The following is a 13,849-nucleotide window of genomic DNA, read 5'->3' as shown; positions in this document are numbered from 1 at the left end:
AAAGAACAGCCCCCGCCCGCACCGCCATTGCCTCTACCGCCATCCCGCATTTGCTGGATGAGCGGAGGCCACGACCGTGGCCCGCCGCCCCTGCGGCGCCCATTTGGAGCGGGGTGCGCAGCACCCAAGCGTGAAATCAAACCAACGGGCGCGACCGCGCCCCGGCGCCCCAGCGGAGCGCGTGCGCAGCACGCCTGCGTGAGCGGTAAACAACCCCGTCCCTCTCGCACCGGGCGTTGCCTCTACCGGTGCTGTCCACGGCAGCGCCGGAGGCCACGACCGTGGCCCGCCGCAAGTGCGGCGCCCTAGCGGAGCGCGTGCGCAGCACGCTTGCGTGAGCGGAACAAAAGACCCCCTAATCCACCACCGCCTTGTCCCGCACCAGCGTGCCCCGGCGATAATCGTCTATCGCCTTGTGGATTTCGTCCCGCGTGGTCATCACAAAGGGGCCGTGGCGCGCCACCTGTTCCCCGATGGGGTGCCCGGCAATCAGCATGAAGCGGCTGCCTGCCGTGCCGGTCAGGGCCAGATGGTCGCCGTCGCCAAAGCCCATGAGGCAGTGGGCGGGGATGGCATGGCCGTCCGCCTTGAGCCCGTCGGTCAGCGTATAGGCCAGTACCGTGTGCCCCTTTGGCACGTTCAACCGGGCCGGTTCGCCGCCCGTGAGCGTCACATCGGCATAGAGCGGCTGCACGGCAATATCACCCACCGGGCCCGTGGTGCCTGCCAGCGTGCCCGCGATCACCCGTGCCCGGAAGCCGTCGCCCGTCATGGTGGGAATACGCTCGGCGGCCACGTCCTGATAGCGCGGCGGGATCATTTTGTCCGCCGCCGGCAGATTGACCCACAGTTGCAGGCCGTGCACCGGTTCGCCATCCATGCTTTCGGGCATTTCGCTGTGGATGATGCCGCTGCCCGCGGTCATCCACTGGGCGTCACCGGGGCCGATTCGCCCCTTGTTGCCGCTGGTGTCGCCGTGGTGCATCACGCCCGACAGCATATAGGTGACCGTCTCGAAGCCCCGGTGGGGGTGATCGGGAAAACCGGCGTCTTTGGCGTCCGCCGGAATGTGGAATTCGTCCAGCAGCAGGAAGGGGTCCACATGGTCGGCGCGCGGTGTGCCGATGGTGCGGTGTACGGTCACACCGGCGCCTTCGCTTTGCCGGTTGGCGGGTAACAGCCCTGTCAGCGGGCGGGGGTGTTCGGTGGTCTGGGTCATGATTGATGTCCTGTGTGGGCCGGTTGGCGTGAAAGACTGGCTAGTGTGAAAGACTGGCATTTGGTCGCACCGGATTGCGCCCCTGCCCGACCGGCCGCACAGTAAAAGCGGCAGCAATGGGAGCAGAACCATGCGACTTCTTGGACTTTTGGGGTTTCTGGTGCTGGCGGGCGGCGCCGTTGCGGCCATGGCCCTGCAACAGGGCCGGGTGCCCGGCGCCCTGACGGTGGAGGCCCGCACCGTGACCCGTGCGTTCGCCACCGCGCTCAAGGCCGAATTGAAAGCCGCGATCAGCAAGGGCGGGCCGGTGGCCGGGATCAGGGTGTGCCATGAAAGGGCCCCCGCTATCGCCGAGCGGGTGGGCGACACCCATGGCTGGACCGTGGGCCGCACCAGCCATCGCCTGCGCAACCCGGCCAACGCCCCCGATGCGTGGGAGCGGGAGGGCCTGCGCGCCTTCATGCTGCAAATCGCCCGTGGCAGGGACGCGGCCACGCTGGAACGCACCCTGGCCCGCGAGCGGGACGGCAGCCGCACATTCCGCTATATGAAGCCCATCATCATGGGCGATGTGTGCACCTTGTGTCATGGCACATCCCTTTCGCCTGATATTCAGGCCGCGCTGGACCGGCTTTACCCGGCGGATGAGGCCACCGGCTTCGAACCCGGCGATCTGCGCGGCGCCTTTACCCTGACCCGGACCATGCCTGTGCCATAGCCGCATCAGGCGGCGCGGGGCAGGCGGTCCCGGTCATGGGGTGTGTCCAGCGGTGCGCCCCGGCCCACGGGCACCACGCCGGTGGGATTGATGGTGCGGTGGCTGGCGTAATAGTGGCGCTGGATGTGGTCCATGTTCACCGTTTCGGCCACGCCGGGCATCTGATGGATTTCCTTGGTGAAGTTCCACAGATTGGGGTGGTCCTTCAGCATTTTGATATTGCATTTGAAATGCCCGAAATAGACCGGATCGAAGCGCACCAGCGTGGTCCACAGGCGAATGTCCGCCTCCGTCAGCCGATCGCCCGCCAGATAGCGCCGCTCGGCCAGCAGGCTTTCCAGCCAGTCCAGACTTTCGAACAGCGGATAAACGGCTTCTTCATAAGCCTTCTGCGTGGTGGCGAAACCCGCCTTGTACACGCCGTTGTTTACCGTGTGATAGACCCGCTCATTGATGGCCTCTATTTCGTCCTTATATGTTTCGGGGGCGTAATCACCCGGCTTTGCGCCCAGATCGTCAAAGGCCGTGTTCAGCATTCGGATGATGTCGGCGGATTCGTTGGATACGATGGTCTCGCGCTCCTTGTCCCACAGCACGGGCACGGTGACCCGGCCCGTATAGTGGGGGTCCGCCTTTTGATAGAGCTCGTAATGGCGTTTCAGGCCATAGAGCGGATCACCGGTGCTGCCCTCGCTCTCGTCATAGGTCCAGCCCTCTTCCAGCATGATGGGGCTGACCACGGAGACGGAGATCATGTCCTCAAGCCCCTTGAAGGCGCGCATGACCAGCGTGCGGTGCGCCCAGGGGCAGGCATTGGCCACCACCAGATGATAGCGCCCCGCCCTGGCCGGAAAGCCGCCGACGCCGGTGGGGCCGGGGCTGCCGTCGGGCGTGATCCAGTTGCGAAACTGGCTGGATTCCCGTTTGAAGCGCCCGCCCGTGGATTTGGTGTCATACCATTTGTCGTGCCACTTTCCGTCGATCAGCAGTCCCATGGGGTCGCTCCTTGAATATGTGTGTCGCCTTGATCGCCTTGCGGTCATGCTCACCCTTTCAGGTAAGGATGTCATGGGGACAGGACTAGGGGTGGTTTGTGCAAGCCGCTGTTGCGTTTTTGGCAACACGGATGATGGCGGCGGGATGCGGCCTACAGATTGCGGCGGTGGGCCGGGTCCTGAAACCAGGCGGCCAGATGGTCGATCAGGGCGCGCACCTTGGCGGAAAGCAGCCGCTTTTCAGGATAAAGCGCATAGAGCGTGGCGGGCGGGCGGGGCGTGTCTTGCAGAATTTCGGTGAGCGCGCCGCTGGCCAGTCCGTCCGCCACGAAAAAGCGCGGCAGCACGGCGATGCCGAGCCCGTCCAGGCAGGCATTACGCTGAAATATCCCGGAATTGGTGGTGAGCGGCCCGCTGACACGCACCTTTTCCAGGCCCGCCCCGGTGCGGAACTGCCATTGCTGGCTGGCCGCCATGTTGGCGTAGAAGATACAGCGGTGCGCGGCCAGGTCCGCCGGTGTTTCCGGGGTGCCGAAGCGGGCCAGATAGGCCGGGCTCGCCACCGCGGCATAGGAAATGTCGCCCAGCGCCCGTGCGCTCAGGCTGCTGTCGTCCGGCTGGGCGACAATGCGCAGGCCCAGATCATAACCGCCGCCGGTAATGTCCACCCGTTCGTCGGTCAGGCGGCATTCCAGCGTGATATGGGGATGGGCCGTCATGAAGGCGCCAAGGGGGGCGGTCAGGTGCAGGTCGCCAAAGGCGCGCGGGGCGGTCAATCTCAGCCGCCCGGCCAGCCCGCCGCTGTGGGGGCGCAGCATTTGCGCGGCATCGTCCAGATCGTCCAGAATGGTTTGGCAGCGTTCATAAAACCGCACGCCTTCATCCGTGGGGGTGATGCCGCGCGTGGTGCGCTGAACCAGCCGTGCGCCCAGCTCGTTTTCCAGCGCCGACAGGCGGCGGCTGGCCACCGATTTGGTCACATGCAGGCTGTGGGCGGCGCGTGTCAGGCTGCCCGTTTCCACGGCGCGGCAAAAGGTGCGAAGGGCCGCCAGATCCATGCCTCGCCTAGCCGATCAACAGCACGGCGAGCCAGACCTGAATGATGAAACCGGCGAAGAACAGCAGGGTTCGGATCAGCGGCAGACCGGCGATATAGACAAGGGCATGGCCCAGCCGGGCATAGAAGAAAAGCTGCGCCAGCAGGGCCACCGTATCGCTGGCCTTGCCGCTCAGCACCACAGCCAGCAGCAGGGCGGCGAACACGGCCAGGTTTTCCACCGCGTTGGCGTGCGCCCGCCTGGCCCGTCCGGCCCAGGGGGCTTGCAGCGGCGTGTTGTGCTCCCCGTCCATCAGTGCGGGGCCGACACCCATCTGGGAAATCAGCGACAGGACATAGGGCACCCACAGAACAGCCGTGAGCAGAGCCGTGAGGCCCAGCCACATCAGCGCTTCGGGCGCCGCGTTCACCGCATCCAGCATGGGAACTCTCCCTTCCTTTTGCAGCCCCGGCGCCCGTGATCGCGCTTATTTCGGGGCCATGACCATGATCATCTGGCGGCCTTCCATTTTCGGGCGCGCTTCCACTTTCACGCGCTCCTTCATGTCCTCGACCACCTTGTTCATCACACCCATTCCCAGTTCCTGATGTGCCATTTCCCGGCCACGGAACCGAATGGTCAGCTTGACCTTGTCCCCGTTCTCGATGAACTGATCCACCTTTTTCATCTTGGTGTCATAGTCGTGCTTGTCGATGCCGGGGCGCATCTTGATTTCCTTGACCTCCTGCGTTTTTTGTTTCTTTTTCGCAATATTGGCCTTTTTCTGTAGTTCGTACTTGTATTTTCCGAAATCCAGAATTTTGCAGACAGGCGGTTTGGCACCGGGTGATACTTCCACCAGATCAAGACCGGATTCCTGCGCCATTTCGATGGCGCGATCCACGGCCACCACGCCGACATTTTCCCCGTCAGCGTCGATCAGGCGCACTTCCGGTATCCTGATCTGCCCGTTTACTCGCGGCCCTTCCTGCTTGGGGGGGGCGGCGAATTTGCCTTTGCGTCCTTTACGTATGTCTGCTCTCCTTCGTTGTTGAACCGTCTTACCATGCGCCGGGGCCGGGTATCTTCCGGGCCGGACGCGCCACAGTATAGCCGCGCCAACCCTGTGTGGCGAGGGGGAAATCACCCCACCGCGCGGGCGGCGGGGCGGGGTGTGCCTAGACCGTCTCGTTCGGGCGGCGGGCGTCCGCTTTCAGGGTGGCGATGGCGGCGTCCACGTCCAGCACATCCTGATCGCTGGAGCCGAGGCGGCGCAGCGATACCTTGCCTTCTTCCGCTTCCCGCTTGCCCACCACCAGAATGGCGGGCACCTTGGCGTGGCTGTGTTCGCGCACCTTGAAGTTGATCTTTTCGTTGCGGGTGTCCAGCACGCTGCGCAGGCCCGCCGCATCCAGCTTTTCCTTGACCGCGCGGGCATAGTCATCCGCGTCCGAAACGATGGTGGTCACGGCCACCTGGGTGGGTGCCAGCCACAGCGGCAGGCGCCCGGCATAGTGCTCGATCATGATGCCGATAAAGCGCTCAAGCGTGCCCAAAATGGCCCGGTGCAGCATGACCGGGCGGTGCTTTTCCCCGTCCTGTCCGATATAGGTGGCATCCAGCCGTTCGGGCAGGACGAAATCCAGTTGCAGGGTGCCGCACTGCCAGGTGCGCCCGATGGCGTCCTTCAGGTGAAACTCCAGCTTCGGGCCATAGAAGGCGCCCTCACCGGGGGCGAAGCTGTATTTCAGCCCGGCTTCCTTCAGCGCGTCTTCAAGGGCGGCTTCCGCCTTGTCCCAGACGGCATCCTCCCCGGCGCGGGTTTCGGGCCGGGTGGCCAGCAGTACTTCCACTTCCGTAAAGCCCAGGTCTTCATAAACCTGCGCCAGAAGGGCGCAGAAATTCACGCTTTCCGCCGTGATCTGGTCTTCCCGGCAGAAGATATGGGCGTCGTCCTGGGTCATCTGGCGCACGCGCATCAGGCCGTGCAGGCCGCCATGGGCCTCGTTGCGGTGGCAGCAGCCGAATTCCGCCAGGCGAATGGGCAGATCGCGGTAGGATTTGATGCCCTGCTTGAAAATCTGCACATGGGCCGGGCAGTTCATCGGCTTCAGCGCCATCAGCTTGGCATCGCCGGTGATGACCGGGCCGTCGGCATCCGTTGCGGGCACTTCATCCGGCACCACGAACATGTTTTCCCGGAATTTGGACCAGTGGCCGGACTGTTCCCAGAAGCGCGCGTCCAGCAGTTGCGGGGATTTCACTTCCTCATAGCCCGCATCCCCCAGCCGGGCGCGGATATAGGCTTCCAGCTCCAGCCAGATGCGATAGCCCTTGGGATGCCAGAACACGGAGCCCTGCGCCTCTTCCTGAAGGTGGAACAGGTCCATCTCCCGGCCAAGGCGGCGATGGTCCCGCTTGGCCGCCTCTTCCAGCCGGTGAAGATGGGCTTTCAGTTCCTTTTTGTCCCGCCAGCAGGTGCCGTAAATGCGCGACAGCATGGGATTGCGCGGGTCGCCCCGCCAATAGGCGCCGGCCACCTTGGTCAGCTTGAAGGCGGTGCCCAGCTTGCCGGTGCTGGGCAGGTGCGGGCCGCGGCACAGGTCCTTCCACGGGCCCTGGCGATAGATGGTCACTTCTTCGCCTTCCGGCAGATCGCGGATGATTTCCGCCTTGTATTTCTCGCCGATGTCCTCGAAGTGGCGGATCGCCTCATCCCGGTCCCACACTTCCCGTTCGATCGCCTCGTCGCGGGCGACGATCTCGCGCATTTTTTCCTCGATCTTCGGCAGATCGTCTTCCGTGAAGGGGGATTTGGGCGCGAAATCGTAATAGAAGCCGTCCTGAATGGTGGGGCCGATGGTCACTTCCGTGCCGGGATACAGTTCCTGCACCGCCTCGGCCAGCACATGGGCACAGTCATGGCGCAGCAGATCCAGCGCGGCGTCGTCCCGCTGGGTCAGAATGGCCACGTCCGCGTCCTGGTGGATCGGGCGCTTCAGATCGCGCAGATCACCGTTCACATAAATGGCGAGCGCGGCCTTTTTCAGCCCCGGCCCGATGCTCTCCGCCAGGGTCTCCCCGGTGACCGGGCCGTCAAAGCGGCGCTCGCTGCCGTCGGGCAGGCGCAGGGTCACGGGGGCGGATTGCTGTGCGATCTCGGTCATGGACGTATCCTGTTGCAGGGGGCGACCCGCGGGGGCCGCGTGGCATCAGTTGGAACCTCAGGCTGGCGATAGACGGGCGTTGCTGCCAAGTCAAGAGCCGGGCACCTTGACCGGGGCGCGGGCGCGGGCCAAGACTGCCGGTGGAGACCGCCATTCACGCTGGCATCACGCTGACAAAGGGGGAAGGAGACCTGATGAGCGACCCATCTTATCTGGAAACCGGGCACGGCACCCGCATCGCCTATCACCGAACGCCGGGCGCGGGGCCGGGTATCGTCTGGTGCGGCGGTTTCATGTCGGACATGAATGGCGGCAAGGCCACCCGGCTGGAATCCTATGCCCGCGCGGCGGGCCGGGCCTTTGTGCGCTTCGATTATCAGGGCCACGGCGCCTCAAGCGGGGCGTTCGCTGATGGCACCATCGGGTTGTGGGCAAAGGATGCCATCGCCGTGATCGACCGGCTGACACAGGGGCCGCAAATTCTGGTGGGGTCCAGCATGGGCGGCTGGATCGCCCTTTTGGCGGCTCTGGCGCGCCCTGGCCGGGTGAAGGGCATGGTGGGCATCGCCGCCGCGCCCGACTTCACCGACCGCCTGTGGCACGACGAACTGAATGAGGCCGACCGCGCCGCCATTCGGCGGGACGGTTATGTGGACCGGCCCAGCGATTACGGGCCGGACCCCTATCGCCTGACCCGCGCCCTGTTCGAAGATGGCTGGCGGAACCGCGTGGCGGCGGGCCCGATCCCGCTGGATATTCCCTTTCGCCTGATTCAGGGCACCGCCGATCCCGACGTGCCCTGGCCGCTGGTGATGGACTGGTCGGGCAAGCTGAAAAGCGACGATGTGGATGTGATTTTGGTGCCGGGGGGCGACCACCGCCTGTCCCGCCCGCAGGACCTGGACCGGCTGGTGCGCGTGGTGGATGCGCTGGCCCGGCAGGTGGGGGCGAACGGTGATCCCGCCGCATTGGGCGCGGACGCGGCGGGGGCGGACCTGTGAAGCGCGCCGATGTGGAAAGCTTTTTCGCCCGCCTGAAGGCGCAGAATCCTGAGCCGCAGGGGGAACTGGACTGGACCAACCCTTTCACCCTGCTGGTGGCGGTGGTGCTGTCCGCCCAGGCTACGGACAAGGGCGTGAACAAGGCCACCGGGCCGCTTTTCAAGGTGGCGGACACGCCGGAAAAGATGGCCGCGCTCGGCAGCGATGGCATCGCCCGTTATATCAGGACCATCGGGCTGTATAATACCAAGGCGAAGAATGTGCAGGCCCTGAGCGAGCAACTGATCGAAAAGCATGACGGTCAGGTGCCGGAAGACCGCGCCGCGCTGGAAGCCCTGCCCGGTGTGGGCCGCAAAACCGCCAATGTGGTGCTGAACATCGCCTTTGGCCACCCCACCTGCGCCGTGGACACGCACATTTTCCGGGTCGCCAACCGCACCGGCCTGGCGCCGGGCAAAACGCCGCTGGCGGTGGAAAAGGCTTTGGAAAAGGTGGTGCCGAAAGCCTGTATGCGCCACGCGCACCACTGGCTGATCCTGCATGGCCGCTATGTGTGCAAGGCGCGCAAACCCGATTGTCCCGCTTGCATCGTGCGGGATTTGTGCGCTTATAAGGACAAGATCGCCGGATGATTGATCCGGCCCGACCGGGGGGGGGAAGGCGCCATGACCAAACGCCTGATAGCGGTGCTGGCCGCCAGTTTTGCCATTCTCGTGGCCGTCATGTGGGTGCGGGCCGAGCGGCTGGGCGATCCGGCACCGCTGGACGCCATGGGAATCAAACCGCCGGAGGACGGCGCGGCGGCGGAAGCGGCGGCCCGGCGGCTGGCGGGGGCGTTGCGCTTTCGCACCATCAGCCGATCCGTCGAAGCGCCACTACCGCGTGAGGCGTTTACCGGGCTCCATGCCTATCTGGCCGAAACCTATCCCGCCTTTCACCGCGTCGCCGAGCGGGAGGTGATCGGGCAGGGCAGCCTGATGTATCGCTGGCCGGGCCGGGACGGGGGCGCCGATCCGGTGGGCTTTCTCGCCCATCTGGATGTGGTGCCGGTGGAAAAGGGTACCGAGGCCGCCTGGACCCATCCGCCCTTTGACGGCGTGGTGGCCGACGGCATCATCTGGGGCCGGGGCACGCTGGATGACAAGGGCAGCGTGATCGCGCTGCTGGAGGCGGCGGAAAAGCTCGCCGCCGCCGGGGAGAGGCCCGCGCGGGACGTTTACTTTCTGTTCGGTCATGACGAGGAGCTTGGCGGTGACCGGGGCGCGCGGGTCATGGCCCGGACGCTGACGGATCGGGGCATCACGCTGGACTGGACGCTGGACGAAGGCTCCGCCCTGATGACGGACCTGGTGCCCGGCGTGCAGGCGCCCATCGCCATGGTGTCGGTGGCGGAAAAGGGATCGGTGACGCTGAAGATCACCGCCACCGCCGATGGCGGCCATTCCAGTGCGCCGGCGCGGGAAACGGCGGTTTCCCTTCTGGCGCGCGGGGTGCGGGCGGTGAGCGATCATCCCTATCCGCTGGTGCTGGATGAAACGCTGGCCGATTTCCTGACCAGCGTTGCCCCTCACATGCCCTGGATGCAGCGCATGGCCATCGCCAATCTGTGGCTGACGCAGAACATGTTGGCCGGGGAACTGGGCCGCTCGCCCACCGTGGCGGCGGCCATGCACACCACCACTGCCCCCACCGTGATCCGGGGCGGCACCAAAACCAATATCCTGCCGCAGGCGGCCACGGCCTATGTGAATTATCGCATTCATCCCCGCAATTCGGTGGACAGCGTGCTGGCCCGCGCCCGCAGCCTGATGCCCGAGGATCTGCCGCCGGGCGCCAGCCTGAAGGTGGAAAAAGCCGGTTCGGGCCGCAATGCCACGCCGCCCGCCAGTACGGATGCGGACGGGTACAAGCTGCTGGAAAGCGTGATCCGGGACAGCTTCGGCCCGGTGCCGGTGGCCCCCGCCACCACCATTGTGGGCACGGACAGCCGCCATTTCCAGCAGGCGGCCCGCAACACCTATCGCTTTTCCCCCTTCGGCCTGACAAAGGACAGCATGAAGCGGATTCACGGCACCGATGAACACATGCCCGTGGCCCATCTGGCCGCCGCCATCCGCTTTTATGAGCGGCTGTTCAAGGGACTATAGGGCGGGCGCGACGGCCACGACGGCGCGCTCACCCGCCGCCTTCAATGGCGGAAATGGCGCATACCGGTGAAGACCATGGCGAGATCCGCTTCATTGGCCGCCGCGATCACCTCGTGGTCGCGGATGGAGCCGCCGGGCTGGATCACCGCCGTCGCCCCCGCCTGGGCCGCCGCGATCAGGCCGTCGGCAAAGGGGAAAAAGGCATCCGACGCCACCACGGACCCGGTGGCGAGGCTGGCGCTCTCGCCCGCGGCCTCGGCGGCCTCACCCGCTCTCAACGCGGCGATTCTTGACGAGTCGCGGCGGTTCATCTGGCCCGCGCCGATGCCCACCGTCATGGCGTCGCGGGCATAGACGATGGCGTTGGATTTCACATGCTTGCCCACGGTGAAGGCGAACATCATGTCCGCCCATTCCTGCTCATCGGGCTGGCGTTTGGTGACCACTTTCAGCTCGTCCCGTTCGATGCGGCCCGTATCCCGGTCCTGCACCAGAAAGCCACCGGCCAGGGATTTCACCATCGCGCCGCCCGCTGTGGGGTCTGGCAGGCCGCCGGTTTTCAGCAGGCGCAGATTCTTTTTCCGCCGGAAGATGGCGGCGGCTTCATCGCTTATGTCCGGCGCGATCACCACTTCGGTGAAGATTTCGGCGATGGCCTCCGCCGTGGGGCCGTCAAGCCGGTGATTGAGCGCCACAATGCCGCCAAAGGCGCTGACCGGGTCGCCCATCAGGGCGCGCCTGTAGGCTTCAAGGCCGCTGTCCGCCACCGCCACGCCGCAGGGATTGGCGTGCTTGATGATGGCCACGGCGGGCCGGTTGCGCGGCAGGTCCGCCACCAGTTCAAAGGCGGCATCCGTATCGTTCAGATTGTTGTAGGACAGCGCCTTGCCCTGCACCTGCCGCGCCGTGGCCACGCCGGGGCGCGCCTCGGCGGTGGTGTAAAAGGCCGCTTTCTGGTGCGGGTTTTCGCCGTATCGACAGTCCTGCGCCTTGCTGCCGGTCAGGGTCATGGTCTCTGCCATGGGGTCGCCCACCTCATCGGACAGCCAGCCGGAAATCGCCGCGTCATAGGCCGCCGTGCGCCGGAAGGCTTTGGCCGCCAGCCTTTGGCGCGTGGCCAGCGTGGTGCCGCCATGGGCGCGGATTTCCGCCATGACGGGCTCATAATCCGCCGGGTCGGTGATGGCGGTGACAAAGGCGTGGTTCTTGGCCGCCGAGCGGATCATGGCCGGGCCGCCAATATCGATGTTTTCCACGCTTTCATCGAAATCCGCCCCGCGTGCACGGGTTTCCTCGAAGGGGTAGAGCGTGATCACCACCAGATCGATGCCCTCAATGCCATGCTCGGCCATGGCGGCGGTGTGCTGGTCCAGATCGCGCCGGGCCAGCAGACCGCCATGAATGTGCGGATGCAGGGTTTTCACGCGCCCGTCCATCATTTCGGGAAAGCCGGTCACATCGGCCACATCGCGCACATCCGTGCCCGCCGCCTTGAGCGCGCGCGCCGTGCCGCCGGTGGAAACAAGCCGCACACCGGCATCGGTCAGATCGGCGCCGAAACGGTCCAGCCCCGTTTTGTCGGAAACGGACAGCAGGGCGGTTTTCACGGGCTGGATGGTGGAAGGGTCGCTCACAGTCTGGCTCATGGGGGCTCCTGTCCGGGGTGGTTTTGGTGTTGAACGGGGTGTGTCTTACCAGTGACTTTGGCGCAGCCGCCAGAAGCAGGCGATGGGCGCCTCCGGGTCGGTCGGGGTCACGGGCAGGGTGACGGTGATCATCTGTGTGGGCGCCGGGTGCCAGGGATCTTCCAGGCTCAGGCCATCTTCCAGGGCGATCGTGCCGCCGCTTGCGGTAAAGACCCAGGCGGTGGGGCCGTCCTGATCCGTTTCCGCCGTGCGGCGCGGCTCCAGAAAGACGCGCCCGTCCGGCGCCAGGGACGCGGTAATGCCGGGGGCCAGGAAAAAGCGGATCACGGCGGCATCCACACCGGCCTTTTCCAGTTTGCGGGCGGCCATGACCTGAAGCCGGTCCTCGCCTTCCATTGCCGATCCGTCGGCGGACAGCGCCAGTTCGCGGATCACATCCACGCCCAGCCGCCGCCGATAGCCGTCATGGGTCAGGGAAATCTGCACCGCCTGATCGTCCCGGCGACGGGTGACCGCCACCCGGCGCACGCCGTCACCCAGTGGTACATCGGGCGTTTCGGGCACGATGGTCTGGTTACGGTCCCCCAGTACCAGCACGCTGTGGGCGGCGGTGGTGCGGCCCAGCACCGCCAGATCGGGCATTCCCGCGGCCTCGGCCTGGGCCGGGGTGGCATGGCCCAGCGATGTGATCAGCCGCTGGCCGCCCAGCGTGGCTTCAAAGGCGCCGGTGGCGGCATGAACATGCTGGCCATGGGGCGCGGGCGGGGGTGCGCCGGTATCCATGATGACCAGCGCGTCGCCCGCCGAGAGCCGCTGATAGCCGCCATGGGGGGCGTTTTCCACCGGTTTGCCGGTGCTTTCCCCCGCGCGCAGAATGGCATCCGCGCCGGGCTGGCGGGCGGTGAGCCCGTTCATCTGGGCAAAGCGGCCATCGGGGTGGCGCATGGCCCGCACGAAAGGGGCCAGCCGATCCAGCATGATCTGGACGATGGCGGGCAGTTCCGGCGCATCGCCGCGCCGGGCGCGGGCCAAATGGGCATCCCGCACCAGAATCAGCAGGCGCATGGCCCGGATCGCGTCGGCGCCATTGCGGCTGATCGGGCATCCATCGGGCAGGACAAAGCGATCCAGCACTTTGCGCAGGCCCTTCAGGCCGCGCTGGTACCAGCGTTCCCCCCAGGGCAGCAGCACCCCGGCAATGACAAGGGCGGCATGGGTTTCCAGTTGCGCCATGCCCGGCGCGGGCAGGGCTGCCGTGCGCATCAGGTGGCGGGCCTGCTTGGCCGCCAGCAGCAGCACGCGGGAGCGATAGACCAGATTGCTGGATGACAGCACCAGCGGCGCATGGACGATCCAGTTGATCAGGCGCGGGGCGATCAGGCTGGGGTCCCAGCTTGTCCGCGACCAGCGCTCGTGACGGTCGATCCACTGATCGGTCAGCCGTTCGGCGGTGTGGCGGGCCTGATCGCCGCCATGGGCCGCCAGGTCCGCCAGCCAGTTGAAGCTTTCCACTTCCCGGCGCACCGGGTCGCTTTCATGGCGCAGCGTGTCCCAGAAGGAATCGTCCACCGGCAGGCTGCGGCCCAGCACCATCATGTCACCGCCCGCCAGTGCCGAGCCGCGTGTGGCATTGCCGGTTACCGGGTCATCGGGGCTGGCCAGAAGCTGAACCGGATGGCGCCCTTTCAGCCGCCAGTCATAGCCGGGCCGCCCATAGCCCCAGCGGGCCAGTCGCCGCCAGAACGCCCGTGGCCCGGCGGCCCACAGGCGCGCTGCGAGGCCGGGGCCGAAATCGCGCACATGGGCCGTGCGCGCGGCACCGGCGCGGCTGTCGGTCAATGTGGCGGTGATGCTTTCAATTCCAGCGCTCACAGGCGTTCCCTTTGCGCGTGCGCGCCCGTGTCCGGCCCGGTTCCGCG

At 66.0% G+C, this 13,849-nt stretch carries 12 protein-coding genes; 4 read left to right on the top strand and 8 right to left on the bottom strand.

The features are described 5' to 3' along the window. Positions 1–355: 355 nt before the first annotated feature. A complete protein-coding gene (locus WGH93_RS01220) occupies positions 356–1,219 on the bottom strand; it encodes a pirin family protein (RefSeq protein ID WP_374763017.1) in 864 nt (287 codons plus the stop codon). Between the two features lie 130 nt (positions 1,220–1,349). Between WGH93_RS01220 and WGH93_RS01215 the strand changes: the two genes are divergently transcribed. Further along, a complete protein-coding gene (locus WGH93_RS01215; RefSeq protein ID WP_374763016.1) occupies positions 1,350–1,937 on the top strand; it encodes a Tll0287-like domain-containing protein in 588 nt (195 codons plus the stop codon). 5 nt (positions 1,938–1,942) lie between these two features. Here the strand turns inward: WGH93_RS01215 and WGH93_RS01210 are convergent, their stop codons facing one another. The 5 genes from WGH93_RS01210 to thrS all read right to left on the bottom strand — a co-directional run bounded on the left by WGH93_RS01210 (position 1,943) and on the right by thrS (position 7,136). Continuing rightward, positions 1,943–2,932, bottom strand: a complete 990-nt coding sequence (locus tag WGH93_RS01210) for a glutathione S-transferase family protein (protein WP_374763015.1) — start codon at positions 2,930–2,932, stop codon at positions 1,943–1,945. 152 nt (positions 2,933–3,084) lie between these two features. After that, a complete protein-coding gene (locus WGH93_RS01205; RefSeq protein WP_374763014.1) occupies positions 3,085–3,990 on the bottom strand; it encodes a LysR family transcriptional regulator in 906 nt (301 codons plus the stop codon). Positions 3,991–3,997: 7 nt separating this feature from the next. After that, positions 3,998–4,411 (bottom strand): MAPEG family protein, encoded by a 414-nt coding sequence (locus WGH93_RS01200; RefSeq protein ID WP_374763013.1) that lies wholly within the window; start codon positions 4,409–4,411, stop codon positions 3,998–4,000. Between the two features lie 45 nt (positions 4,412–4,456). Beyond that, positions 4,457–5,002, bottom strand: coding sequence for a translation initiation factor IF-3 (gene infC, locus WGH93_RS01195; protein ID WP_374763215.1), 546 nt, complete (start codon positions 5,000–5,002; stop codon positions 4,457–4,459). Positions 5,003–5,147: 145 nt separating this feature from the next. Continuing rightward, positions 5,148–7,136: a threonine--tRNA ligase gene (gene thrS / locus WGH93_RS01190; RefSeq protein WP_374763012.1), complete on the bottom strand. Its 1,989-nt coding sequence runs from the start codon at positions 7,134–7,136 to the stop codon at positions 5,148–5,150. A gap of 194 nt (positions 7,137–7,330) precedes the next feature. Between thrS and WGH93_RS01185 the strand changes: the two genes are divergently transcribed. From WGH93_RS01185 to WGH93_RS01175, 3 genes are read left to right on the top strand one after another with little or no spacing between them, the layout of a single operon-like run. Continuing rightward, on the top strand, positions 7,331–8,137 hold the full coding sequence (locus tag WGH93_RS01185; RefSeq protein ID WP_374763011.1) for an alpha/beta fold hydrolase: 807 nt from the start codon (positions 7,331–7,333) through the stop codon (positions 8,135–8,137). After that, the gene (gene nth, locus WGH93_RS01180; protein ID WP_374763010.1) at positions 8,134–8,769 is read left to right on the top strand and encodes an endonuclease III; all 636 of its coding nucleotides are present in this window, start codon (positions 8,134–8,136) and stop codon (positions 8,767–8,769) included. The genes WGH93_RS01185 and nth overlap by 4 nt, the downstream gene beginning before the upstream one ends. Before the next feature lie 33 nt (positions 8,770–8,802). Beyond that, on the top strand, positions 8,803–10,284 hold the full coding sequence (locus tag WGH93_RS01175) for a M20/M25/M40 family metallo-hydrolase (protein ID WP_374763009.1): 1,482 nt from the start codon (positions 8,803–8,805) through the stop codon (positions 10,282–10,284). Positions 10,285–10,325: 41 nt separating this feature from the next. Here the strand turns inward: WGH93_RS01175 and purH are convergent, their stop codons facing one another. Together purH and WGH93_RS01165 are read right to left on the bottom strand one after the other, a co-directional pair. Then, the gene (purH, locus tag WGH93_RS01170; RefSeq protein ID WP_374763008.1) at positions 10,326–11,930 is read right to left on the bottom strand and encodes a bifunctional phosphoribosylaminoimidazolecarboxamide formyltransferase/IMP cyclohydrolase; all 1,605 of its coding nucleotides are present in this window, start codon (positions 11,928–11,930) and stop codon (positions 10,326–10,328) included. Positions 11,931–11,975: 45 nt separating this feature from the next. Next, positions 11,976–13,802 (bottom strand): heparinase II/III family protein, encoded by a 1,827-nt coding sequence (locus WGH93_RS01165; protein WP_374763007.1) that lies wholly within the window; start codon positions 13,800–13,802, stop codon positions 11,976–11,978. Between the last annotated feature and the right edge of the window lie 47 nt (positions 13,803–13,849).

The sequence above is a fragment of the Yunchengibacter salinarum genome, from assembly GCF_037658235.1.
GTDB lineage: Bacteria > Pseudomonadota > Alphaproteobacteria > Sphingomonadales > Kordiimonadaceae > Yunchengibacter > Yunchengibacter salinarum.
Note: the sequence above shows the minus strand (reverse complement) of the source record. Positions and strands in the feature narration are given on the sequence as shown.

Bases quoted from the DNA above. Each gene is read 5' to 3' on its own strand.
- WGH93_RS01220 (WP_374763017.1), bottom strand. From the start codon at position 1,219: ATGACCCAGACCACCGAACACCCCCGCCCGCTGACAGGGCTGTTACCC.
- WGH93_RS01215 (WP_374763016.1), top strand. From the start codon at position 1,350: ATGCGACTTCTTGGACTTTTGGGGTTTCTGGTGCTGGCGGGCGGCGCC.
- WGH93_RS01210 (WP_374763015.1), bottom strand. From the start codon at position 2,932: ATGGGACTGCTGATCGACGGAAAGTGGCACGACAAATGGTATGACACC.
- WGH93_RS01205 (WP_374763014.1), bottom strand. From the start codon at position 3,990: ATGGATCTGGCGGCCCTTCGCACCTTTTGCCGCGCCGTGGAAACGGGC.
- WGH93_RS01200 (WP_374763013.1), bottom strand. From the start codon at position 4,411: ATGCTGGATGCGGTGAACGCGGCGCCCGAAGCGCTGATGTGGCTGGGC.
- thrS (WP_374763012.1), bottom strand. From the start codon at position 7,136: ATGACCGAGATCGCACAGCAATCCGCCCCCGTGACCCTGCGCCTGCCC.
- WGH93_RS01185 (WP_374763011.1), top strand. From the start codon at position 7,331: ATGAGCGACCCATCTTATCTGGAAACCGGGCACGGCACCCGCATCGCC.
- WGH93_RS01175 (WP_374763009.1), top strand. From the start codon at position 8,803: ATGACCAAACGCCTGATAGCGGTGCTGGCCGCCAGTTTTGCCATTCTC.
- purH (WP_374763008.1), bottom strand. From the start codon at position 11,930: ATGAGCCAGACTGTGAGCGACCCTTCCACCATCCAGCCCGTGAAAACC.